This is a genomic window from Burkholderia sp. Ac-20379 (assembly GCF_017104645.1).
Classification (GTDB): Bacteria; Pseudomonadota; Gammaproteobacteria; order Burkholderiales; family Burkholderiaceae; genus Burkholderia.
Genome location: NZ_JAAGPF010000047.1, coordinates 1 through 22,438, shown reverse-complemented (window position 1 = coordinate 22,438; position 22,438 = coordinate 1). Strand labels below are relative to the sequence as shown.

Annotated in this window: 21 protein-coding genes, 1 tRNA gene and 2 pseudogenes; 16 read left to right on the top strand and 8 right to left on the bottom strand. The window is 63.7% G+C overall.

Annotated elements, in window-relative coordinates; translation table 11 throughout:
• Positions 1 to 66: 66 nt before the first annotated feature.
• The 3 genes from pheT (at position 67) to G3N92_RS09260 (ending at position 3,439) form a co-directional block, all read left to right on the top strand.
• On the top strand, positions 67 to 2,496 hold the full coding sequence (gene pheT / locus G3N92_RS09270; RefSeq protein WP_206127166.1) for a phenylalanine--tRNA ligase subunit beta: 2,430 nt from the start codon (positions 67 to 69) through the stop codon (positions 2,494 to 2,496).
• A gap of 87 nt (positions 2,497 to 2,583) precedes the next feature.
• Entirely contained in the window at positions 2,584 to 2,973 is a 390-nt protein-coding gene (locus G3N92_RS09265) for an integration host factor subunit alpha (protein WP_206127165.1), read from the top strand.
• Between the two features lie 58 nt (positions 2,974 to 3,031).
• Positions 3,032 to 3,439 (top strand): MerR family transcriptional regulator, encoded by a 408-nt coding sequence (locus G3N92_RS09260; RefSeq protein ID WP_206127164.1) that lies wholly within the window; start codon positions 3,032 to 3,034, stop codon positions 3,437 to 3,439.
• A gap of 81 nt (positions 3,440 to 3,520) precedes the next feature.
• Here the strand turns inward: G3N92_RS09260 and G3N92_RS09255 are convergent, their stop codons facing one another.
• Positions 3,521 to 5,692, bottom strand: coding sequence for a hypothetical protein (locus tag G3N92_RS09255; protein WP_206127163.1), 2,172 nt, complete (start codon positions 5,690 to 5,692; stop codon positions 3,521 to 3,523).
• Between the two features lie 420 nt (positions 5,693 to 6,112).
• Between G3N92_RS09255 and G3N92_RS09250 the strand changes: the two genes are divergently transcribed.
• Positions 6,113 to 6,283 (top strand): Flp family type IVb pilin, encoded by a 171-nt coding sequence (locus G3N92_RS09250; RefSeq protein ID WP_206127162.1) that lies wholly within the window; start codon positions 6,113 to 6,115, stop codon positions 6,281 to 6,283.
• A gap of 38 nt (positions 6,284 to 6,321) precedes the next feature.
• Here G3N92_RS09250 and G3N92_RS09245 read toward each other — a convergent pair whose 3' ends face one another.
• The gene (locus tag G3N92_RS09245) at positions 6,322 to 7,770 is read right to left on the bottom strand and encodes a PLP-dependent aminotransferase family protein (protein WP_206127161.1); all 1,449 of its coding nucleotides are present in this window, start codon (positions 7,768 to 7,770) and stop codon (positions 6,322 to 6,324) included.
• Between the two features lie 200 nt (positions 7,771 to 7,970).
• Between G3N92_RS09245 and G3N92_RS09240 the strand changes: the two genes are divergently transcribed.
• Positions 7,971 to 9,221, top strand: a complete 1,251-nt coding sequence (locus G3N92_RS09240) for an MFS transporter (RefSeq protein WP_339385865.1) — start codon at positions 7,971 to 7,973, stop codon at positions 9,219 to 9,221.
• Positions 9,222 to 9,264: 43 nt separating this feature from the next.
• Positions 9,265 to 9,341, top strand: a tRNA-Pro gene (locus tag G3N92_RS09235).
• 331 nt (positions 9,342 to 9,672) lie between these two features.
• Here the strand turns inward: G3N92_RS09235 and G3N92_RS09230 are convergent.
• Positions 9,673 to 10,251, bottom strand: a complete 579-nt coding sequence (locus G3N92_RS09230) for a recombinase family protein (RefSeq protein WP_206127159.1) — start codon at positions 10,249 to 10,251, stop codon at positions 9,673 to 9,675.
• Between the two features lie 263 nt (positions 10,252 to 10,514).
• Between G3N92_RS09230 and G3N92_RS09225 the strand changes: the two genes are divergently transcribed.
• The 5 genes and pseudogenes from G3N92_RS09225 (at position 10,515) to bamC (ending at position 14,555) form a co-directional block, all read left to right on the top strand.
• Positions 10,515 to 11,213, top strand: a complete 699-nt coding sequence (locus tag G3N92_RS09225; RefSeq protein WP_206127158.1) for a caspase family protein — start codon at positions 10,515 to 10,517, stop codon at positions 11,211 to 11,213.
• Between the two features lie 12 nt (positions 11,214 to 11,225).
• Entirely contained in the window at positions 11,226 to 12,059 is an 834-nt protein-coding gene (locus G3N92_RS09220; RefSeq protein WP_206127157.1) for a hypothetical protein, read from the top strand.
• Between the two features lie 433 nt (positions 12,060 to 12,492).
• Positions 12,493 to 12,726: a hypothetical protein gene (locus G3N92_RS09215; RefSeq protein ID WP_206127156.1), complete on the top strand. Its 234-nt coding sequence runs from the start codon at positions 12,493 to 12,495 to the stop codon at positions 12,724 to 12,726.
• A gap of 38 nt (positions 12,727 to 12,764) precedes the next feature.
• A pseudogene (locus G3N92_RS34895) lies at positions 12,765 to 12,945 on the top strand (toxin-antitoxin system HicB family antitoxin); the annotation flags it as partial.
• A 404-nt stretch (positions 12,946 to 13,349) separates the two neighbouring features.
• Positions 13,350 to 14,555: an outer membrane protein assembly factor BamC gene (gene bamC / locus G3N92_RS09210; protein ID WP_206127155.1), complete on the top strand. Its 1,206-nt coding sequence runs from the start codon at positions 13,350 to 13,352 to the stop codon at positions 14,553 to 14,555.
• Between the two features lie 570 nt (positions 14,556 to 15,125).
• Here the strand turns inward: bamC and G3N92_RS09205 are convergent.
• The 3 genes from G3N92_RS09205 to G3N92_RS09195 all read right to left on the bottom strand — a co-directional run bounded on the left by G3N92_RS09205 (position 15,126) and on the right by G3N92_RS09195 (position 16,740).
• Positions 15,126 to 15,380 carry a DNA-binding protein gene (locus G3N92_RS09205; protein WP_206127154.1) on the bottom strand — a complete coding sequence of 85 codons (255 nt, stop codon included), beginning with the start codon at positions 15,378 to 15,380 and terminating at the stop codon, positions 15,126 to 15,128.
• A 156-nt stretch (positions 15,381 to 15,536) separates the two neighbouring features.
• Positions 15,537 to 15,794: a hypothetical protein gene (locus G3N92_RS09200; protein ID WP_206127153.1), complete on the bottom strand. Its 258-nt coding sequence runs from the start codon at positions 15,792 to 15,794 to the stop codon at positions 15,537 to 15,539.
• A gap of 229 nt (positions 15,795 to 16,023) precedes the next feature.
• Entirely contained in the window at positions 16,024 to 16,740 is a 717-nt protein-coding gene (locus tag G3N92_RS09195) for a YdcF family protein (RefSeq protein ID WP_206127152.1), read from the bottom strand.
• A gap of 198 nt (positions 16,741 to 16,938) precedes the next feature.
• Here G3N92_RS09195 and G3N92_RS09190 point away from each other — a divergent pair, with 198 nt between their 5' ends.
• Complete coding sequence (locus G3N92_RS09190) at positions 16,939 to 17,256, top strand: hypothetical protein (protein ID WP_206127151.1); 318 nt, start codon at positions 16,939 to 16,941, stop codon at positions 17,254 to 17,256.
• A 165-nt stretch (positions 17,257 to 17,421) separates the two neighbouring features.
• Here the strand turns inward: G3N92_RS09190 and G3N92_RS34890 are convergent, their stop codons facing one another.
• Positions 17,422 to 17,676 (bottom strand): hypothetical protein, encoded by a 255-nt coding sequence (locus tag G3N92_RS34890; RefSeq protein ID WP_241014678.1) that lies wholly within the window; start codon positions 17,674 to 17,676, stop codon positions 17,422 to 17,424.
• Positions 17,677 to 17,888: 212 nt separating this feature from the next.
• Positions 17,889 to 18,290 carry a transposase gene (locus G3N92_RS09185; protein WP_206127150.1) on the bottom strand — a complete coding sequence of 134 codons (402 nt, stop codon included), beginning with the start codon at positions 18,288 to 18,290 and terminating at the stop codon, positions 17,889 to 17,891.
• Positions 18,291 to 18,687: 397 nt separating this feature from the next.
• On the opposite strand from G3N92_RS09185, the gene G3N92_RS09180 reads away from it, so the two are divergent.
• The 4 genes and pseudogenes from G3N92_RS09180 to G3N92_RS09165 form a co-directional block, all read left to right on the top strand.
• Positions 18,688 to 19,590 carry a LysR family transcriptional regulator gene (locus G3N92_RS09180; RefSeq protein WP_206127149.1) on the top strand — a complete coding sequence of 301 codons (903 nt, stop codon included), beginning with the start codon at positions 18,688 to 18,690 and terminating at the stop codon, positions 19,588 to 19,590.
• Between the two features lie 57 nt (positions 19,591 to 19,647).
• Positions 19,648 to 20,838, top strand: coding sequence for a pyridoxal phosphate-dependent aminotransferase (locus G3N92_RS09175; protein WP_277396148.1), 1,191 nt, complete (start codon positions 19,648 to 19,650; stop codon positions 20,836 to 20,838).
• Positions 20,839 to 21,124: 286 nt separating this feature from the next.
• The gene (gene scpB, locus G3N92_RS09170; protein ID WP_206127147.1) at positions 21,125 to 22,105 is read left to right on the top strand and encodes an SMC-Scp complex subunit ScpB; all 981 of its coding nucleotides are present in this window, start codon (positions 21,125 to 21,127) and stop codon (positions 22,103 to 22,105) included.
• Between the two features lie 62 nt (positions 22,106 to 22,167).
• Positions 22,168 to 22,438: pseudogene (locus G3N92_RS09165) on the top strand (23S rRNA pseudouridylate synthase B); the annotation flags it as partial.

Below are 22,438 nucleotides of genomic sequence, written 5' to 3'. Positions count from 1 at the left end.
GCGGCGCGTCAGGCGACGCCAGCCGCGCGACCGGCCCGATCTAACCTGTTTCGAACGTAGACATCCATGCAATTCCCTGAATCCTGGTTGAGAACCTTTGTCGATCCGCAATTGACGACGGACGAGCTGTCGCATGCGCTGACGATGGCCGGCCTCGAAGTCGAATCGCTGCGCGCCGCTGCGCCGGCGACCTCGCGGATCGTCGTCGGCCGCGTGCTCGAAGTGGTCAAGCACCCGGACGCGGACAAGCTGAACGTCTGTCAGGTCGACGCCGGCACCGGCGCGACGCTGAACATCGTCTGCGGCGCGCCGAACGTGGCGCCGGGCATCAAGGTGCCGGTCGCCCTGGTGGGCGCCGAGTTGCCGCCGGCCGAAGAGGGCGGCAAGCCGTTCCTGATCAAGCTGTCGAAGCTGCGCGGCGTCGAGAGCCAGGGGATGCTCTGCTCGGCGCGCGAGCTGAAGCTGTCCGAGGATCACAGCGGCCTGATGATCCTGCCGGAAGACACGCCGATCGGCCAGGACATCCGCGAGACGCTGAACCTCGACGACACGATCTTCGAAATCAAGCTGACGCCGAACAAGGCCGATTGCCTGTCGGTGTACGGCATCGCGCGCGAAACGGCCGCGATCACCGGCGCACCGCTGAAGGCCGTGGCCTTTCCGCCGGCCAAGGTCGAACTGAACGAAACGCTGCCGGTGCGCATCTCCGCGCCCGATCTGTGCGGCCGCTTCTCGGGTCGCGTGATCCGCGGCGTGAACGCACGCGCCAAGACGCCGCAGTGGATGGTCGAGCGCCTCGAGCGCGCGGGCCAGCGCAGCGTGTCGGCGCTGGTCGACATCTCGAACTACGTGATGTTCGAGCTGGGCCGTCCGTCGCACGTGTTCGATCTCGACAAGATCCACGGCACGGTGGACGTGCGCTGGGGCAAGCGCGGCGAAACGCTCAAGCTGCTGAACGGCAACACGATCGAACTCGACGAAACCGTTGGCGTGATCGCCGACGAAGGGCAGGTCGAGAGCCTGGCCGGGATCATGGGCGGCGACAGCACGGCCGTCACGCTCGACACCGCCAACATCTACCTCGAGGCCGCGTTCTGGTGGCCGGACAGCGTGCGTGGCCGTGCGCGCAAGTACAACTTCTCGACCGATGCAGCGCATCGCTTCGAACGCGGTGTCGATTACTCGACCACGGTCGAGCATCTCGAACGCATCACGCAGCTGATTCTCGACATCTGCGGCGGCCAGGCCGGCCCGGTCGACGATCAATCCGTGAACCTGCCGGTCCGCGCGCCGGTGGCCATGCGCGTCGCGCGCGCGAACCGCATCATCGGCGTGCCGATCGACGCCGAGCAAATCGCCGGCATCTTCACGCGCCTCGGCCTGAGCTTCGCGCGCGACGGCGACACGTTCCTCGTGACGCCGCCGCCGCATCGCTTCGACATCGAGATCGAGGAAGATCTGATCGAGGAAGTCGCGCGCATCTACGGCTTCGAAAACATTCCCGCGCGTCCGCCGGTGGCGATCAGCGAAATGCGCGCGACCAACGAAACGCAGCGTTCGATCCATACGATCCGTCACGCGCTGGCCGCGCGCGACTACTCGGAAACGGTCAACTTCAGTTTCGTCGATGCGGACTGGGAGCGCGATTTCGCGGGCAATACCCAGCCGGTGCGCCTGCTCAACCCGATCGCGAGCCAACTGTCGGTGATGCGCACCACGCTGTTCGGCAGCCTCGTCAACGTGTTGCGTCACAACCTGAACCGCCGTGCCGAGCGCGTGCGCGTGTTCGAAACGGGCCGTGTGTTCATTGCCGATGCGTCGGTCGCCGCCGGCGAACTGACGGTCGAGGGCTATGCGCAGCCGAAGCGCGTCGGCGCGCTGGCTTACGGCCCGCAACTCGACGAGCAGTGGGGCGCCGCCACCCGTCAGGTCGATTTCTTCGACGTGAAGGGCGATGTCGAGGCGTTGCTCGCGCCGGCCGTCGCACGCTTCGTGAAGGCCGAACATCCGGCGCTGCATCCGGGCCGCAGCGCACGTATCGAGCTCGACGGCAAGGCGGTCGGCTGGGTCGGCGAACTGCACCCGCGCCTGATGCAGCAATACGAGTTGCCGCACGCGCCGGTGATGTTCGAGATCGATGCCGATGCGCTGATCGCGCGTGCGTTGCCGGCGCCGTCCGATGTGTCGAAATTCCCGCCGGTGCGCCGCGACATCGCCGTCGTCGTCGATCAGAAGATCGAGGTGCAGGCGCTGTTCGACGCGATGAAGGATGCGCTCGCCAGCGAGCCGTGCAAGTTCGTTCAGAAGGTTGTACTCTTTGACGAATTTCGTGCAAAATCAAACACTTCCGGTGGTTTGGCAGCGCACGAGAAAAGCCTGGCGTTTCGCGTCACGTTGCAGGATCCGGCCGGCACGCTGCAGGACGAAACGGTCGATCTCGCGATCCAGGCCCTCGTCGGCAGCATGCAGGTTCACGGCGCGCGTCTGCGCGGCTGAACCGGCCCGCCGAGAGGCGCGGAAGCCGGCCGGAGGCACGAGGCTCCGGCCGGTTTTGACCAGGGATAATGCGCAAGTTTTGCAGATATGAATGACATGAACTCGAGTGAATTCGAAGCCCTCCTGACGGCGCAGCGCAGCGCCCTGAATCGCGATGTGGCGCCGGTGCAGTCCGGCGAAACGCCCACGCTGACCAAGGCGGAGCTGGCCGAACTGCTGTTCGACAGCGTCGGGCTCAACAAGCGGGAAGCGAAGGACATGGTCGAGGCCTTCTTCGAAGTGATCCGCGATGCGCTCGAGAACGGCGAGAGCGTCAAGCTGTCCGGTTTCGGCAATTTCCAGTTGCGCGATAAGCCGCAGCGCCCGGGGCGCAATCCCAAGACGGGCGAGGCGATTCCGATCGCCGCGCGCCGCGTCGTCACGTTCCACGCGAGCCAGAAGTTGAAGGCGCTCGTCGAAAACGGCGCAGAAGGCTGACCTGCACGCGCTTGCGTGCTGCCGCGCGGCTCCCGCGCTTACCGACGGTTGACTGACGATGACATCGACGGTTGAGAAAGTCGTGCTGCCCCCGATTCCCGCGAAGCGCTATTTCACGATCGGTGAAGTCAGCGACCTGTGCGGCGTGAAGCCGCATGTGCTGCGTTATTGGGAGCAGGAGTTTACGCAGTTGCGCCCGGTCAAGCGCCGTGGCAACCGGCGTTATTACCAGCACCACGAAGTGCTGTTGATCCGGCGGATTCGCGAACTGCTCTACGAGCAGGGTTTCACGATCAACGGCGCGCGCAACCGGCTCGATTCGCATGGCTCCGATCGCAATGCGATGCCGACGGAACAGGAAACGCTGTTTCCGGCGGCAGAGGAAAGCGGCGTTGCCGACACCGTGGACGTCGACCAATTGCGGCACGCGCTGCTTGCCGTGATCGACGTGCTCGAACGTAAGTAGCGCCCGCGGCCAACGTGCCCGTATCCAGAAAAAGCCCGCAGGCAAGCGCCTCGCGGGCTTTTTTCATGACGCGCCCAGGCGTTACGGCGCGAGCGGGTTGGCCTTGCCGAGATCGACGAGCAGCGTGCCGTCGGCCGCCATGCGCACCGAGCCCTTCGATACCTGCGCGCGATAGCCGTACAGATCGAATTGCATCGGCCCCTGCTGCGCCGTGTTTTCGATCAGTGCGCGCAGGTTGGTCTCCAGCACGTTGAACATCTTCATGTCGCCGCCTTCCATCCAGATGTAGCTGGCAGCGCCGGTGCCCGGCTTCGGCAGCGCCGGCGCGTCGGGTGCGCGGTTGAAGGTGAGCCGCAGGCCGTTCGGTTCGACGCTGGCTTGCGCCAGTTGGCCCTTCAGCACCGGCGGCGGGAATACCGTGTATTGGTCCAGCACGAGCGCATCGCCGCGCAGTTCGGCGCCGCGCCGGCGCAGCGGCGTCAACGAGGCGAGCTCGATGCCGAGCGCATGCAGCAGCTTGGCCTGCGGCACGCCGAGCACCGACACCTGGGTGGGCGTGTAGGCGATATGGCGGCCGTCGAGCACGCCGATCGTGCCGCTCATCGAGGTCGGCAGCCACACGCCAGGCGGCACATGATTCCAGAGCCGGATGCCGCCCGTCACGCGCAGGTTCGTGCCGTCGGGCGCGAGCTTCAGATCGTTCAGCGCACGCGGCGTGTAGTCGAGCAGGTAGTCGTTGAACAGCGCGTTCATCGCGGGCCACGGTTCGAGCACCGAGCCGCCGAGGATCTTGATGTCGTACTGATTCGGATCGTCGAGGTCGACCGGTTCGCCGGCGCGGCGCGGCACCATCTGCGCGTCGAGCCGGTCGACGTGGAAGCCGATGTTGCCCGAGATCGTGAAATCGACGTTGCGCAACTGGATCGAGGTGATCTTGTTCGACACGTGGCGCTCGTCGGCGGGCGCGGCGTTGACCGCGCTCGGGGCCGCCGCCGAGCCGCCGCCGGCCAACGCGTCGGAGAACCAGCGTTGGCGTGCATCGCGCAGCGCCGCCTGCTGCGCTTCGGCGAAGCTGTCGTTCAGGCGTGCGCTGGCCGAGCCGATCGCGTTGGCCGGCGGTTTCGCGCCGGTATAGGACGGAATCCTGATCGTCATCGCGCCGCTCGGCGCGAAGTTGAAGTAGCCGGTCGAAACCTGATCGCGGTAGTGATAGAGATCGAACACGAACGGCGCGGTACGCGCGGCGGGTTGTGCCGGCGCGATCAGGATGTCGGCGTTCATCGGCATCGAGCGCATGAATTTCACGTCGCCGCCGCGAATCAGCATGGCCTGCTGCGGTGCGCCGTCCGGCATGGCGAAGCCGGCGTGCGTGCCGTCGTCGAAGGCCAGATCGAGACCGGCCGGCGTGATGCGCAGCGCTGCCACCGTCAGCTTCAGTTGCGGTGGCGGCATCAGCTTGTCGACCTGCATGACCAGATCGTCGCCCGTCAGCTTCGCGACCGGCGTGTCGATCTTCAGCAGATCGGCCAGCTTGACGTTGGCCGCGCGCATCACCGGGTTCGCGTCGAGCCCCTGCACGCGCACCGTGCTCGGATGGAACACGAGCTGCGAGCCGTCGCGCACCGAGAGCGTGCCCGTCAGCGAGAACGGCACCCAGCCGCCGCGCTGCATTTCGCCTTCCAGATGAATCGTGCCGTCGCCGGCCGACACCTTCAGCTTGCGCAGCGGCGCATTGCGATAGCCGAACAGGTAATTGTTGAAAACGGCGGTGAGCTTGGTGTCGTCGAGCGTGACGATGCCGCGATGCACGGCGATGGAGAACGTGGCGGGATCGTCGAACACGATGGGCGCACCGGCCCGAGACGGCACGAGCGTGGCCGACAACTGATGCACGTAGAAGCCGAGATCGCCGACGATGCGGAAATCGACGTCGCGCAGCATCGTGATCGCGCCGTTCTGGCCGGAGTCGCGCAGCGTGACCGGGCGCGGCTGGGCCAGGTGGATCGAACCGAGCGACGGCACCGTGCGCGCGATCTGCTGTTCGCGCTGCAATTGCGCGGCCTTGTCGCGGTCGAGCTTCGGCGCGGTGCCGTTGGTGTCGGCTTGCGCATGGGCCGATGGCTCCGCGCAGCCGGCCGCCAGCAGCGAAGCCACGATCGCGAGCGCGGCGGCCGGCCGCGACAGTCCGTGCCAGCCCGCGCGACGCGCAAGCGCAGAACGCGTGCGATGGGCACGCGATGCCGATATCCGCATAGTTATCGTCTCCCTGTCGATCGGCGCGTGGTGCATGGCTGCTGCCCGGGCCGAGGCGCCGGTGCGATCCGGCTGCGTGAAAGTCTGGCATAGGCCGGCTAGAGAAGCCGTACCAAACACACGCCGGGCCTGCTGCAATGCGGCGGATCACGCTGGGGCGCGGGGCGCCAGCCTTTATGGGGGCCGATTCAAACGGACGATTTCAAACAAACGTATGAGTCGCCTTGAACGGGCCGTCGCTCGCCTGGCGAAAGCGATGCCCGAATGTGCGGAATCCTGTGACGAAATGCGGAGTGTGACGTAATAACATCACATCCGCTCATTTGACACTTGCCGCCACGGGCCCGTCATTTTTTACAGGTTATGATCCACATCAAGAAAGAGAAATACTGTAAAAAAACACGCAATTGGGGAAAGAATATGAAGGGGTTGATGGCGCGTTTTCTGGCAGACGAGTCAGGCGCGACCGCCGTGGAATACGGCTTGATGGGTGGCGCCGTGATTGGCGGCGCGATGATGAGCATGCACTTGATCGCCGAATCGACGTCGAGCATGTTTGCATACGTCGCGAGTTTTTTTACCCGTTTCTGAAAACGTTTGCGCGAAAAGTCAAACGTTTGCGCTGGCCATCATGACGGCAGCGTGGCAATCAGCTGGCCCAGGCGTTCGACTGCCGCGGCCACGCGCGTGTCGAACGGCATGCCGGCGCCCAGCCGCAGGCAGTGGTCGAAGCGGCCCGTGTTCGAGAACATCGAGCCGGGGCTGATGCGGATGCCTGCGTCGAGCGCGAGGGAGAACAGCCGATCGACATCGCGCTTGCCGGGCAGGGCGACCCACAACAGCAGCCCGGCCTCCGGCCGCGTCACTTCGGTGCCGGCGGGGAAGTGGCGCTCGACGGCGTCGGCCAGCAGGGCGCGCTGGCGCGCCAACTGCGTCTGCATGCGCCGCATATGGCGGAGAAACGCGCCGTTCGCGAGATAGTCCGCCACGGCCAGTTGCGGCACCTCCTCGCGATGCCGCGACACCGCATACATCATCATCGCGATCCGGTTCTGCCATTTCCCGCCGATCACCCAGCCGATGCGCGCCCCCGGCGACAAGGACTTGTTCAGCGTGCTGCAATAGATGACGTTGCCGCCCGTGTCCCAGGCCTTGAGCGGCCGCGCGCTCGCGGGGTTGCTCAGGAAGGCGCCGTAGCTGTCGTCCTCGATCAGGGCGACGCCGCGCTGCTCGCACATGGCCACCAGCCGTGCCTTGGCGGTGTCGGGCATGGTGCCGCCGAGCGGGTTGTGGATCGACGGCGAGCACAGCACGGCCCGCACGCCCTCGGGCCGGTTCATGGCGATGTCCAGCCCGTCCAGCGACAGGCCCGTGCGCGGGTCGGTCGGGATCTCGACCGCGCGCAGGCCGAGCGATTCGATGATCTGCAGGATGCCGAAATAACAGGGCGATTCGATCGCGACGATGTCGCCTGGCTTCGTGACCGCGCGCAGCGCGAGCGACAGCGCTTCGCTGCAGCCGTGCGTGACGAGCAGGCTGTCGGGTTCCACCCCCAGCCCGCGCGCGACCGACAACCGCGCGATCGCCGTCTTGAGCTTGTGCACGCCGCCCGTATCGGGGCTCGCGTCGTACAGCGTCGGGGCGGAGCGCAGGATGCGCAATGCATGCTCGCGCAGCGCGGCGCCGGGATACATCGACGGCGCGCAGATCGCGCGGCCGAGATCGACGCTCGGCGGATGGCGGTGCGCCGTGGCGAGCATGACCGAAATGCGTTCGTGCACGCCGACGTAGTCGGCCGGATCGATGGCCGGTGCGCCGTGTTGCGGGCTTGACTGCTCAGGGGCGGCCGGTTCCGGCTTCCGCCGGTCGGGGTGCCGGACGAAATAGCCGGCGCGCGGGCGCGCTTGCGCGTAACCCTGTTTCTCGAGCAGCCGGCAGGCCTCGATCGAGGTGGCCAGCGAGACGCGATGCAGTTCCGCCAGCGCGCGCAACGACGGCAGGCGTTGCCCGTCGGCAAGGGCGCCGCGCTCGATCGCCTGTATGTAGTGCTCCGCGATGGCGCGGTATTTTCCTGTCATGGCTGGGCCGGAATCCCCGAACGTTGGCGCAGATTGTAGCAACGCGGTCGTGATTCGGCCGGCCCCCTATGCAGGTCGTTTTCCCCCGGATCTGTATGTGTTTTCGGCCGTCGCGATCGGCGACCATGGGCAGCGCTGGTGCCGGGCCTCGCACGATTGGCGTGCGGGGCGCCGCGCGTCATGCTCCGATGGAATCGCCCGTGAGACTTGGCCCGAATCTGAATACCGCCCCCCCGATCGCCGGCGACGGCTACCGCTGGATCGTGCTCGGCGTGGCCGCGCTCGCGCAAACCGCCGCTTCGATCACGGCACAGGGCATTTACACGTTGATCCCCGCGTTGCAGGCCGCTTTTCATTTGTCCGGCGCGGCCGGAGCGCTGGCCGTCTCGGCGCTGAACGGTGGGCAGGTGGTCACGATGCTGATGCTTGGCTGGCTGATCGACCGTTTCGGCGAGCGCGGCGTGGTCGGGGCCACCATGATGACGATGGGGGCGGCGGCGATGCTCGGCGCTTGGGTGGCGCTGTCGTTCGGCACGCTGCTGCTGTTCATTGCATTGGTCGGGGCATCGTATGCGTCGGTTCAGCCGGGCGGGACACGCGCCATCGTGCGCTGGTTCGCGCCGCGCGAGCGCGGCATGGCGACCGGCATCCGCCAGGCGGGCCTGCCGCTCGGCACCGCGCTCGCGGCGATGGCCCTGCCGTTGCTGGCCGCCACCCAAGGCTGGCGCGTCGCGCTGGCGGTACAGGGGGCGGTCGGCATCGGCGGAGGCCTGATGTTCGCGCTGCTGCATCGCGACGAGCGCCATGCATCGGGGCCGTCACCCGCCGCGCCGCCGAACCTGCTGCGGTCGATCCGGCTGGTGGCCGGGCATGCCGAGCTGTGGCCCGTGATGTTGGCCGGTGCTGCGATGGTGACGTTTCAGTACACGTTCGCGACCCACGCGATCCCGTTCGTGGCTGCGCGCTTTCATTACCCGGTGGTGGCGGCTGCCTTGCTGTTTTCGTTGTCGCAGTGGCTGGGGATCGCGGGGCGCGTCGGCCTGGCCTGGCTCAGCGATCGATGGTGGCCGGGCCGGCGGATCCGTTCGCTCGGCGCCTGCATGGCGGTTTGCATCGGCGTGACGCTGGGTCTGTCGGCTTTGCCTGCGGCCACGCCCGAGTGGGTGCTGACGTCGATCTTCGCCCTGGTGGGCGTGTTCGGCGTCGGCTGGTATCCGCTCTATCTGCTGCAGGTCGCCGAAATGGCGCCGAAGGAGGTGGTCGCGTCGACGCTGAGCTTCTCGATGACCTTGAACATGATCGCGATCAGCGTGATGCCGCCGCTGTTCGGCGTGGTGGCCGACCGCTTCCGCTATGACGCGGCCTGGAGCGGGCTGGCGGCATTGCTGGCGGCTGCGACGTTCGTGTTGTGGCAAGGGGCGACGATGCGTACGAGAAAAAGTGCGCGATGATGGTTCCAATTTGGCAGAGCTGTCTGATATACTTTCGTTCTTTCGGGGCGTAGCGCAGCCTGGTAGCGTACCTGCATGGGGTGCAGGTGGTCGGAGGTTCAAATCCTCTCGCCCCGACCAGAATTAAGCCCGCACAATCAAACGGTTGTGCGGGCTTTTTCGTTGATGTCCTCGGCGTCAAAAACGGCCATTTTGGAAGACTTCCAAAATCACGCGGCCGGCAACGCCATCCTGACCGTCGAGACAGGCACGTCCCGCGACTTGATGTATATCTCGGTGGTATTGCGGTCCGAATGCGCGCCCGCCACTTGGGGTATCGATAGACGCCCCGCGTGTCGCAACGTTGCAGCGGGCGATGGGTTCGATGGAGATACCCGACCTGTTGGCGGTGCTTAGGGCCTGATGCTTGGCCGCTACCGGTAAGGCGGCGGGAACCGCCCCTTCGTCGGCGTTATTCGGCTGCTGCGCGAATGCGCATGATGGTCTGGCGGGACGTATTGAACTCACGGGCCACAGCCGCTACAGCTTCGCCCGCCGCCAGCCTTGCCTGTACTTGCACCTGCTGGGCCTGATTGAGGGCAGTAGGGCGGCCGAGAGACTTCCCCTCCGCCTTTGCTCGACTCAAACCGGCTTGTGTACGTTCAATCAGCAAATCCCGCTCGAACTCAGCTACCGCCGTAATCACCCCCATCGTCATCTTGCCGGCAGGCGACGCGAGGTCCATCCCACCCAGTGCGAGGCAATGCACGCGGACGCCACGTTCGGCCAGCATCTCGACTGTAGAGCGCACGTCCATCGCGTTCCGGCCTAGGCGGTCTAGCTTCGTAACCACCAGCACGTCGTCTGCTTCAAGTCGATCTAAAAGTCTCACGAACTCCGGGCGCTCTGCCGCACCCACGGATCCGCTGATCGTCTCTGAGATCGTCCGGCGGCCGTCGACTGCAAAGCCCGCAGACTGCACCTCTCGGATCTGATTCTCGGCTGTCTGGTCCGAGGTGCTGACGCGTGCATAGATGAAGGTGCGGGACATGTTCTTGCCTGTACGAAAACAATGTCCGAATAATGGGGTGTGTCCGAAAATCAGTCAACCTAATATTCGTACGGTCTTCGTGGCTCTGTCCGTAATCGTTCCCTTTCGGGCGTACCGTTCCTTATGCCATTTGTGACACAGGTTTGATGTCTTAATTAACGTATACCCTCGAGAAAAATTCGATTCAGTATTTTTTCCCAAAAAAAATACTTTGTAGTAATATTTACTTTTGTCTGGTGAAATCCTCTAAGGAGGCAGGGAAAATGAAAAGAAAGGCTCTCTTGATTGGTAACACGAGCAACCTCCAAGGCGTTCAGCTCGATCTGGAGCGCTTCTCGGCATTTCTACGTAGTGACACTGGGGGTGCTTGGTATTCCAGTGAAATTACGACACTCGAAAATGTTGACAGGCAGCGGCTGCTAATGGAGGTTGAGAAATTAAAGCTTCAAAATCTGGACTATCTGATTGTGCTTTTTAGTGGTCACGGCGGGCATCAGCGAAAGACTCTGCTAGAGCTCAATGGTAGCGGTGAATTTGTGTATGAAACATCGCTTCAAAATATCGCTCAGCGTCAGTTGAATATCTACGATTGCTGTCGCGTTACTGTACAAGTAACAACTGAATCTTATGCGATGGACGCTCGCGCAGATTCAGTGAGGAGGGCGGATCTTGACGTTCGTCGGCGCTATGAAGACCGCATAATGCAGGCAATCCCGCAACAGATCCGATTGTATTCATGTGCGGTCGGAGAATATTCTTACGACACGCCTAGTGGGGCCGTTTATCTGTCGAATTTTTTGCATGCCGCAAGAACGATCTCGCCTGGGGCAGGTTTCAAGCTTGTGGGTGACGCCCATGCCGAGGCACGGGATGCTGTCAAAAGAAAAGAGTCGCGCCAAAATCCCGAAGCGGATCTTCCGAAGTGCTTGTCTATGCAGCAGCTTATTATTTCAATTAAATAGATAAAATTAAAAATGTCTGCGCCAGAAAATGTGACATATATTCGTGAGCATATGAGCTTGAAGGAGGGGGATGTTGATCCAGAGTTAAATAAACTTATAAAGTCGCTAGTCATATGTAGTGAGCTTTTCATTGTTTATTTGTCTGATGACTATTCTATTCAATGGAGGACTGTAGGTGCGCATGAACCGGCGAAGCATTTTGGTGAGGTTTTGAATCGAGTTGCTTCCTTGGAAATGCGATCGAGATTTATCTCCGATAAAAGTACGCTTCTCGGTATTCGTCATCAGATTGCGGAGGGGCTGGCGCGTTGTCTAGAGGGGCGTCCACTAGCTTCCTCAAGTGCAATTTTGAAAGAAGTGGAATTGGAGGTTCAAGCGCGCAATAGGGAGGTGTCTTGGGGTTGGTATTTTGGGGCTGCTTACCCAATTGGTGCGGGTTGTGCTGTAGGTATTTTTATTTTGTGGATTTTTAGGAATTATTTTCGCGGGATTTTGGGGGGTGGTGCGTTTGAAGTCGCATTGGGTGCTTTTTGTGGGGCAATTGGTGCGCTTCTGTCGGTAACGTCTCGTGGTGATCGTTTAGTTATGGATGCCAATGCCGGGAAGCCGATTCATAATTTAGAGGGTATTTCTCGAGTTGGTGCGGGAATCGGTGGGGCTTTTTTTGCCGCTTTGGCAGTAAAGAGTGGAATTATTTTAGGCGGAGCCCATTTTTTCGGCAGCAAGTTGGCGCTACTCATGGCTGTTTGCGTAGCAGCGGGGGCAAGCGAGAGGTTTATTCCTTCTCTAGTAAAAAATATTGAAAAAATTGCACATCAGGCCGGAGAAAAAGATAGGCAGCATTAGGCGTCTGATCCGAATGCCAAGAGGGTCCTTCCCCGCCCTCTTGGGTTGTGGGCATTGCGCGCGCCCGACCTTCGACTAGTTATAAAAATTCAGAATTTGGTTTACAGTTGACACAGTGTCTTCATGTCGACAAGACACATTTTATGCTTTCTGTGGCCTCATGTTTTCGTGAAACCCGTGCCGGTTACGGAATTTCGCGTTAAGCGATGCAATATCGGCTGCACGTTTTTGCGCATATTTTCCAGGTAAAAGTTGGCTTCCTGGTTGACGGATAGGACTTTGCCTAGTTGACAGGTGTTGCACTGGTTGAGAGTGCTGATTGTTTGGCTGTTTGGGGGGGCAAGATATTCGCCGCGAGCAATCCGTTTCTACTGTATTCTGCGTATGGCTGTTTGAACGTGACTTTGGTGCTATTCGTTAATAAAGGTCAAATATGGAACACTACAAAAATCTGGACGGCGATTCAGGGGTTTTGCAGTACGAAAATGGATCTGATTACATCTGGGTAGTTTTTTCCGACGGCGCGCGCTACCAATACACTTACGGTTCAGCCGGCGCTGAAAACATCGAAACCATGAAGAAGCTTGCGGTGGCGGGGCGGGGGCTTAATTCTTTCATCATGAAAAATCCTGCAGTCCGGAAAGGTTTCGCGCAAAAAGTTCGCTAGCGATCGTACACTTTGCGTCTTTGTCCAGTGAGTGCAGTATGAGTAACCTCGAGCGTTACACGTACAGCACAGTCTGGCCCGGCGAGGACGCAGAGCACGTTGGCCTGTGCGCTGAGTTTCCCGGATTTGTCATGGTTGGATGAGACGCCCGACGGGGCTCTTGCTGGCATCAAACGGCTAGTCGCGGAAGCTCTTGCGGACATGGCAGCGAGCAGGGAAGAGCCTCCCGTTGCTTGAGAGTGCCGTTGTGTAGCACTGATGCCCGGCACGTGTCGCCGCGTTTTGTTACACTATACTGCTACACCGGGTACCGTGGATTCTCGTAAGTATTTGATTTATTGGATTATTTTTTTGTTGGTGCAAGGTTCAAATCCTCTCGCCCCGACCAAGAATAAAGCCCGCACAGTCAAAGGATTGTGCGGGCTTTTTGGTTTTCTCGCGGTCGCGATGCGCCAACCGGAACGCAAGTGCCCGGCGGCGTGTCCACCGATTTACCGCACCTATCTCCACCATCGGCACAAACGCCCGTCAGCTTTTTGCACTTGACGGCGCGACCCCGGTAAAATGCGCGGTTGATCCACGGAAAAGTGCCCGTGGCCTCTAGCCGGAAGGATTCCCCGAACATGTCTGATCTTCGTCTTACCAAGCGGTTTGCGGTTGTGCTGGCAACCGGTGCGTTCGTGGCAGGGTGCAGCTCGCCGTCGCCCACGAAAATCGACTACAAGAGCGATTCCCGGACCAAGGAGGTATCGCTCGCGGTGCCGCCGAACATGATGGACGAAACGGCCGACCAGCGTTCGCTGCCGCCGGCGGGCGGCGAAACCTCGCTGTCGAGCCTGCAGCAAACGCAGCAGGTCGCGCCGCAAACCGACACGGCCGTCGTGCCCGTCACGCCGGGCATGCATCTGCAGCGCGACGGCACCGAAAGCTGGCTCGTCATCGACGCCCAGTCGCCCGCCGAAGTCTGGCCGCAAGTGCGCCGCTTCTGGCAGGAGCAAGGCTTCCTGCTGGTCATCGACCAGCGCGACAAGGGCGTCATGGAAACCGACTGGAACGAAACCCACCCGTCGGTCGGCCAGGGCATCATCCGCGGCGTGATCTCGAAGGCGATGGGCAACTCGTACGTCACCGCCGAGCGCAACAAGTACCGCACGCGCCTCGAAAGCGCGCCGGGCGGCGGCACCTACGTGTTCGTCAGCCAGAAGGGCATGCGCGAAGCGCTGACCGGCACGAACAACGATTCGAGCAAGTGGGAAACGAAGCCGAACGATCCGGCGCTCGAAACGGAATACCTGAAGCGCCTGATGGTGGCGCTCGCGCAGAACGACACTCGCGCCAAGACCGGCGGTGCGAGCTCCACGAGCGCGTCGGCCACGGCGCCGGCCGGTAAGGGCGGCGACGCCGCAGCGGCATCGGTTGCCGCGCAGAATGTCGCCAACGCGGCGGCTCCGGTGTCGCGTGGCAATGCCGCGGCCGATTCCGATGCCGTGCCGGGCGACGTGATGCTGCCCGAGTCGTACGATCGTGCCTGGCTGCGTGTCGGCCTGGCGCTCGACCGCGCAAACTTCACGGTGGACGATCGCGACCGCGCGAAGGGCCTGTACTACGTGCGCTACGTCGATCCGAAGGATCTGAGTGCGGCAGAACAGGGCTTCTGGAGCCAGTTGTTCCACGGCAAGAAGGAAAAGACGGCCAAGCAGTACCTCGTCAACGTGAAGGCGCTGACGCAGGATCAGACTCGCGTCGCAGTCATCGATGCCAATGGCGGTGTCGATTCGAGCGGCCCGGGCCGCCAGATCATGGCGCTGCTGGTGAATCAACTGCGCTGATCGCCTTCGTACCGTCCCACGCAGTTCGAAGCCCGCCGTTTGGCGGGCTTTTTCTTTGGTGCGCCGAAAGCGATGCGTGCGATGGCCCGGCGTTACGTAACGTTACCCGGTAACGGGACGGATCAGTCCACCTATTGTTTCAGTGTGAACAAGTGTTAATCGATTTAAATCATGGACTTACGGCGTTTTCTGGATTTGGCACGGAAGCTGCTTTAAGTCATCCGGATGATGTTGCCTCCGCACATCGTGCGTGACGTGAAACGGCTTGGCGCCGGATTCGACGTCGCAGTCATCGTCATCGTTTCGGTGCGCCCCCGCGCCGGACAGGCTTGATGGCTCATGCGCGAGCATGAGCCCCGTTGGCCCCGTCGCCTATCCTCGTAGGGCGACGGTTTTGCCCGCGCTTTATTTAAGCGCGGGCAATTTTTTTTGTGCGGCCCGATTGTCGGCTTGCGGCGACGGCGCGGCCGATTGGATCGAATCGTCGGGAGCGGGAGAAAGGCAGCGCATCGCGTGGGGCGATGCGGCTTGGCGGGCGGCAGGACGCCGCCCGGCGCGATGCGGCAGGCGTCAGTGCGCGTTCGGCACGTCGAGGATCAGGATGATGGTCCAGTCCGCGTCGCCTTCATGGTGATACTGGCGTTCGACGACGATAAACGGCTGCTGCTTGCCCTGCGGCCCGAGAAACAGCACGTCGCCTTCCATCGGCAGGCATTCGATCGGCGGCAGCGCGAGATAGGCCTCGTCGGAGCCGCGCGGCATCAGTTGCTTGATCTTGTGGGTTGCCGCTTCGGTCCATTCGATGTCGAGTTGGATATTGCTCATTCTGTCCTCCGCACCGGGGTGCGCACGGTTGGATAAGTTGGGTGCGCGACTTTAGCACAGCGCGCGCCGTGCGCCGCGCCATGAAAAAAGCCGAACCCGGAAAAACCGGATTCGGCTCTTGGCGGCCGCGCTGGCGGAACCGTCGAAGCGGGCCGATTACTGGCTGGCGGCTTCCGGCTTGGCAGCCTTCTTCGCTGCACGATGGTGCTTCTTCACCGCGTGATGATGCGCCGGATGTTCTTCGGCAGCGGCGCGCTGGGCGTCCTGTTGCTGTTGAATGGCTTGAGCACGCTGCTCGACTTCGGCGATCTTGGCCGGATCGGTGATCGTCGTGATCGTCGTGCTTTCTTGGGCGTAGGCTGCGCCAGCCAGAGCCGACATCGAAACCAGAATAGCCAGGGACATTTTCTTCATTCTCTACCTCCGCTAAGTGGTGATGGGACCCGAGTTTGCCGATCCGTCCGGCATTGCAACCGAGTGAGGCGAGTGTAGCAAAAGTGACGGATCGGCGCACGCCCGGCCCGGCGCGGCGGCGCGGCGTGTCGCGGTCGCGACAAGCGGGCCGTTGCGATTCGTCCGGACATCCTCGCGCCACAAGGCTGTGCGCACGATATGCATTGACGCGTTCGGGCATGGCGGCGAATCAGAACCAGCCGAGCCACCGATATGCGTAAAATTGAACGATTCCGGCGATTTCGTGCAGCGCTCGAGACGCCGCGACGAAATTCGACGCATGGGGGCGCCAGCCGCACTCGGCACGCAGGCGGTTGGCGTACACCGGTTGGGGTGCGATCCCGAATCGCGCGAAATCGAGCAGGGCGCGGCGCATCTGGTAGGACGACGTGATCAGAATCGTTGCGTCGTAATGTTCGGCGAGTAGGATGGGGGCGGTGAACTTTGCGTTTTCGTAGGTCGTGCGGCTGCGCGGCTCGAGAATCAGGTCGTGGCCGGTCACGCCGCGCTCGCGCAGCAGCGGCGCGTAGAGCGCGGCCTCGCTGATGCCGTGGCGATGGGGATCGCCACCGGTCACGATCACGGTGCAATGCGCGGCAATTCGTTGGCAGACCGAATGGACTTGCGCGGCGCGAGCGATGCGAGCCAGCGCGTCGCGGGGCGGGACCAAGGCGCCGTTGCGGCGGTCGATCCCCGCGCCGAGCACGACGATCGCGGTGCGGCCGCTCATGGCGGGCGGATCCACCGGCTCGACGCCGGCTTCGGCGATCGCCACGAGCGGCGCGACGAACCAGCCGCTGGCCAGGCCGTAAAGCAGCACGAATGCGGCGGCGGCAAGCGCGAATCGGCGCTTGCGCCAGATCGCAGCAGCTGCAATAAGCAGCACAAATGAAACGAACAGAATCAATTTGAATGGGGTAAGGTAACTTTTTTGCCCGGTTGAGTTCGATCCGTTCCAGGCGTCGCGAAATGTGGCGCGGAGCGGATAGGAAGGCGCAGGGGATTCGCGGTAACGTCCCCTGTCGTTGCGTGGCGGCGCCGGCTAGTGAAGCATCGGGCCGGCGGGACCGCCTGCAGGATCGCTGTACTTTGAGAAAGAGTCCAGATGGCCACGTATTCCAACGAAGCAGTGCTCGATGCCTTGCGGCGCGTGCAGTACCGGCAGGTTCCCTGGGCGCGACGCCCGAACGTTTTCGAGTACCTTCGCAACCTCGGACTGATGGATACGGTGCGGCAGAAGACCGTCGCACCGGCGCCGGGCTTTCATGCCCCGGTCGATATCGCGATACTGACCGACACCGGGCGAGCCGAATTCAGCCGGCTCGAACGCGACGAACGGGCGCTCTCGTGGGTCGATCGCCGGGTCGACGATTACGTGCTGAGCGACGCCAGCGCCGTCACGATCCTCGAAAGCCGGTTGTAGCCAACTCGAGCCAGGCGCAATCCAGGCGGGCAAAAAAACGCCCGTATCGTGAGATACGGGCGCTACCGGGTACATTGCTGTTGCCAAGCTGTGCTCATGGCTAGGGTGTGACTGCCGTGGCCGCGCGCAGTTCCTGAACTCACTGAAATTTCCATGCGCGCACGATCATCGACGCGGTGCAAAACCGGTCGGACGTGGTGCGCTGTCGTTGCGAATGCGTGCATTGCTCGCAATGTCGCCACGCAAGTCGCCTCGCGGGACGATGTTGGGCGGCGCGGCTGGCGGCGACGGTGCATGACCCTGGCCTGCTTGCCCCCGATGGCCAGACGGCGGTTTGGCGTGCTGATCGGCCAGCGCAAGTGGGGTGAGCGCCAAGGCAAGCACCACGCTCGCGATGGCGAGCGACGAATGGCTTGACATGGTTGGGCTCCCTTCAGACCGTCGAGGCGGCCTGTTGACCTGTCCTCACGGTAGGGGCGGGAGCCCCCGTGCGCTGTAAGCATTGGTAAAGAGATGTTTCGCCGTCGCGAGCGTGGAAGCGCTCGCGAATCACGCCGGCGCCGCAAGGCGGCTCGATGCCGGCGTGTTTGGCGTCGGGCGGCAGCCGGGGCCGCCCGCGATCGCCTGAGCGATTACGCCATCTTCACGGGAGCGCGCCACGATTCCGGATTGGTCCAGAATGCGCCGCGCAGGCGGTCGCGGCTCGGGGGCGCGGGCGGCTTGACCGCGCTGGCGCCGATCCGGCCGCGCAGCGAGACTTGACGGCCGCTGGTGCCGAGGCGCTTCACCACTTCGGCGAGCGTGCCATCGGCCTGCCACTCGTCGAAGCGCCGACGGCAGGTCGGCGGGGACGGGTAGCGCCCGGGCAGCTTCGACCAACCTTCGCCCGTCGACAGCACCCACAGAACGGCGTTCACGACCGAACGTGCTTCCACGCGGGGGCGACCACGACGCTCACTGCGTGCGGGTTCCGCGCAGAACAGTCCTTCGACCAGCGCCCATTCGTTATCCTTCAAATCGTCGAACAGCATCATGTCCTCACCTCAGCGAAGCTAACTCCGGTGCGCTGCCCTGCGCCGCGCACTCTTCAAGCACCCGATCCGCATCGGGTGCCAGGTGGGGGTTGCCGCTTCCTTCGTTGCATCCGAAGGTTTCCGCTACCCTGTACGCGACTTAACGCAGGAACCGTGCCAAGTCTGTGGCTATCTCCTTGAGAGCCCCACCGCACCGAGCCTATGGCCTAGTCAGCTAGGGGCGTATAAGACGCCAAAATGCCCCTGCGGCAAATCGGGACAATCACCAATCTTGTGCAATCCGGCCCGCGCGGCGTGCGCCGGGCCCTTCGCTGCACCGCACCGACACATGGCAGGCCGGCAGCGGTCGATGCCCCTACAATTGCGCATCGAAGTGCGGGATTGATGAGGACACGCAATGAATATCACTCTGCGTCAGCTGCGGGTGTTTATCGAGGTGGCGCGGTCGCGCAGCTTCAGCCGGGCCGGCGACGAGATCGGCCTGACCCAGTCGGCGGTCAGCCGCTGCGTGCGCGAGCTCGAGGGCGAGATCGGCCTGAAGCTGATCGACCGGACCACGCGCGACGTGCAGCTCACCGACGCCGGCGCGAACCTGGTCGCCAGCGTGTCGCGGCTGCTCGGCGATCTGGACGACGCGCTGCGCGAAATCCGCGAAATCGGGGAGCAACGGCGAGGCCGCGTGATGGTGGCCGCCAGCCCGACGATCGCCTGCCGGCTGATGCCGCGCGTCGTGGCGGATGCCGAGCGGCAATTCCCGTTCGTGACGCTCGGTTTGCGCGACGACGTGCAGAGCGACGTGCTGCGCAAGGTGAAATCGGGCGAAGTCGATTTCGGGGTCGTGATCGGGCCGTTGCCGGCCACCGATCTGGTGTGCGAACCGCTGATGACCGATTCGTTCTGCCTGGTCGCGCGCGCCGATCATCCGCTGGCCGCCAGCGAGAGCGTGCCCTGGGCCGCGCTCGACGGGCAGCGGCTGGTGCTGCTCGACTACGCGTCCGGCAGCCGGCCGCTGATCGATGCGGCGCTGAGCCTGCACCGCGTGGGCGCGTCGGTCGTGCAGGAGCTGGGCCATTCGGCCACCGTATTCGGGCTGGTCGAGGCCGGCATCGGGGTCAGCGTGCTGCCGTGGCTGGCCTTGCCGCTGCCGGCCGGTTCGTCGCTGGTGGCGCGGCCGCTGACGCCGCGCGCCGAGCGCACGGTCGAACTGGTGCGGCGGCGCGATCGCTCGCTGTCGCCGGCCGCCGAGGCGATCTGGGGGCTGGTCGGCGAGATGCCGGCGCGCGCCGAGGATCTGGTCTGACGCCGTTTTGCCGTGCGGGCCGCTACACTGGCGGCACTGACCGACGAGGAGGGGTGCTTGAACGCTTTCGACAATGCAACGGGTAGCGCACCGGATGTGCGCATGGCGGTCGAATCGCTGCGGCCGTCGCTGATCCGCGAAGTGGCGAATTCGGGGTTCGGCGTGGAAGGCGTGTTGCCGTTCTGGTTCGGCGAATCCGATCGTGTGACGCCGGCCTTCATTCGCGACGCGGCCAGCGAGGCGCTCGCGCGCGGCGAAACCTTCTACACGCACAACCTCGGCGCCGCGCCGCTGCGCGAAACGCTGGCCGGTTACGTGTCCGCGCGGCACGGGGCGACGCGCACCGAGCATATCGCGGTGACCAGCGCCGGCGTCAATGCGCTGATGCTGGCGGCCCAGTTGCTGGTGGGGGCGGGCGATCGCGTGGTCGCGGTCACGCCGCTCTGGCCCAATCTCGTGGAAATTCCGAAGATTCTCGGCGCCGAAGTCGCATGCGTGCCGCTCGGCTATGGCGAGCGCGGTTGGCAGCTCGATCTGAGCCGGCTGCTGGCGGCGCTGACGCCCGGCACGCGCATGCTGTTCGTCAATTCGCCGAACAACCCGACCGGCTGGACGATGTCGGCCGCCGAGCAGGCCGCCGTGCTCGATCATTGCCGCCGGCACGGCATCTGGATCGTGGCCGACGAGGTTTACGAGCGGCTGGCGTTCGGCCCGGGCGGCGCGCCGTCGTTCCTCGATCTGGCGTCGCGCGACGAGCGGGTGATCGTCGTCAATTCGTTCTCGAAGGCCTGGGCGATGACCGGCTGGCGGCTCGGCTGGCTGGTGACGCCGACGCGCACGCTGGACGCGCTGGCCAAGCTCGTCGAATACAACACCTCGTGTGCGCCGAGCTTCGTGCAGGCGGCGGGCGTCGCCGCGGTGCGCGACGGCGAGCCGTTCGTCGCCGAATTCACCGGCGCGCTGCGGCATGCCCGCGATCACCTCGTCGCTGCGTTGAATGGCCTGCCCGACGTACGGGTGGAAGCGCCCGACGGCGCGATGTACCTGTTCCTGCGGCTGCCGGGCGCGGACAACAGCCTCGATTTCTGCAAGCGGCTGGTGCGCGAGGCGGGCCTTGGGCTGGCGCCCGGGCGGGCCTTCGGCGATGAGGGCGAGGGGTTTGTGCGCTGGTGCTACGCCTGCGACGTGGCGCGCCTCGATGCCGGCGTCGAGCGCCTCGACGCATTCCTGCGACGCGCCGGCCGTTGAGGCGGGCTGTGCGGGCCGCCCGGCCGTCGCGCCGGGCGGCAGGATATGGTTCGAGTGGCTTTACGCGTCGCCGGAATGTGCGTAAGATGGCGTCCATTCACGCGGCTCCATCACGGTTTCGCGCTGTTCCGTCCGGTCAGGGTCAGGCATCAAGCAGGTTTCGCCACCCCCGGTTCGTGCTCCCATCAATATGACCGATCAGAATCGGGCGAGCGCGTCTTCTGTTCCTTTTCGTCTGTTTCATTTTTGATCCGGTTCGTTTGACCAGAGGGTCTGGCCTAGCTGCATGAATACCCAAGAGGCGAAGATCGTCCTCGAGACTGCTTTGATCTGTGCGCAGGAGCCGCTCAAGCTGGGCGATCTGCGCAAGCTCTTCGCCGACAGCGTGTCGGCGGACACAGTCCGAACGTTGCTCGAAGAATTGAAGGAAGCGTGGTCCGGCCGCGGCGTTGAACTCGTCGCACTGGCAACGGGCTGGCGTTTCCAGAGCAAACCGGCCATGCGGGTCTATCTGGATCGTCTGCACCCGGAAAAGCCGCCGAAGTACTCGCGTGCCGTGCTCGAAACCCTTGCGATCATTGCGTACCGGCAGCCGGTCACGCGTGGCGATATCGAAGAGATCCGCGGCGTCACGGTCAATACCCAGGTCGTGAAGCAGCTGGAAGATCGCAGCTGGATCGAGGTGATCGGCCATCGCGACGTGCCGGGGCGCCCAGCGCTCTATGCGACGACCAAACAGTTTCTCGACGATCTCGGCCTGAAGGCGCTCGACGATCTGCCGGCGCTCGAAGAGCCCGCCGCGCATCTGGAGGCGAGTCTGCTCGCCCAGGCGTCGATGGAATTCGCCGATGGCGATGCGCCCGACCTCGTGGCGGCTCCAGCGGCCGGCGAGGTGCAGGCCGACGTATCCGCCCAAGCGGTTGCGGACGAACCCATCGGCGTCGATGCCGGCGATGCGGCGCGTGGCGAGGCGGTTGGCGGCATCGACGAAAACGAAGCGCCGGCAGGCGAGACGCCAGTCGGTCGCGAGATCGAAGCAGCCGATGCGGAACCCGCGCGGCTTGCGCCGGTCGAGAACGAAGTAGGCCGCGTCGTTGCCGACGCCGGCGAGGCAGCGCGCGACGAAGATCCGCAAGCGGGCCGCGATACCACGCAGTCTGGCGCAGCCCCGTTGCACGGGCATGCTGCCGCTGACGAATCCTTGGGTGGCGTAACGTCCGGCGATGCCTCGCCGGGCGAAGACGAACCCGCTCAGCGCCGCGCTTGACGCGGCCATATAGAGATTGCCGCGCCCGCGACGGGCGCGAGACCTGACATTTCGAGGTTGTTTTGACAGATACCCACGACACTGATTCGTCCGAATCCGCGCATGCCATGCGGGCATCGCGCGCCGACGACGCTCCCGAGCAGTCCGCGCAGGATGCCGGCGGCGAAGATCGTCCGCGCCGCGGCCTGCGTCGCGGGCCGCGCAGCCTGATCGCGCGTCGTCGCGCGGCGGCCAAATCGAAAACCGATCCGGCGGCTGACGGTGCGGAATCCGTCTCGGCCGAAGCGGCCGTGAGCGATGCGCCGGCCGCCTCGGCCGCGCCGCGCGCTCCCC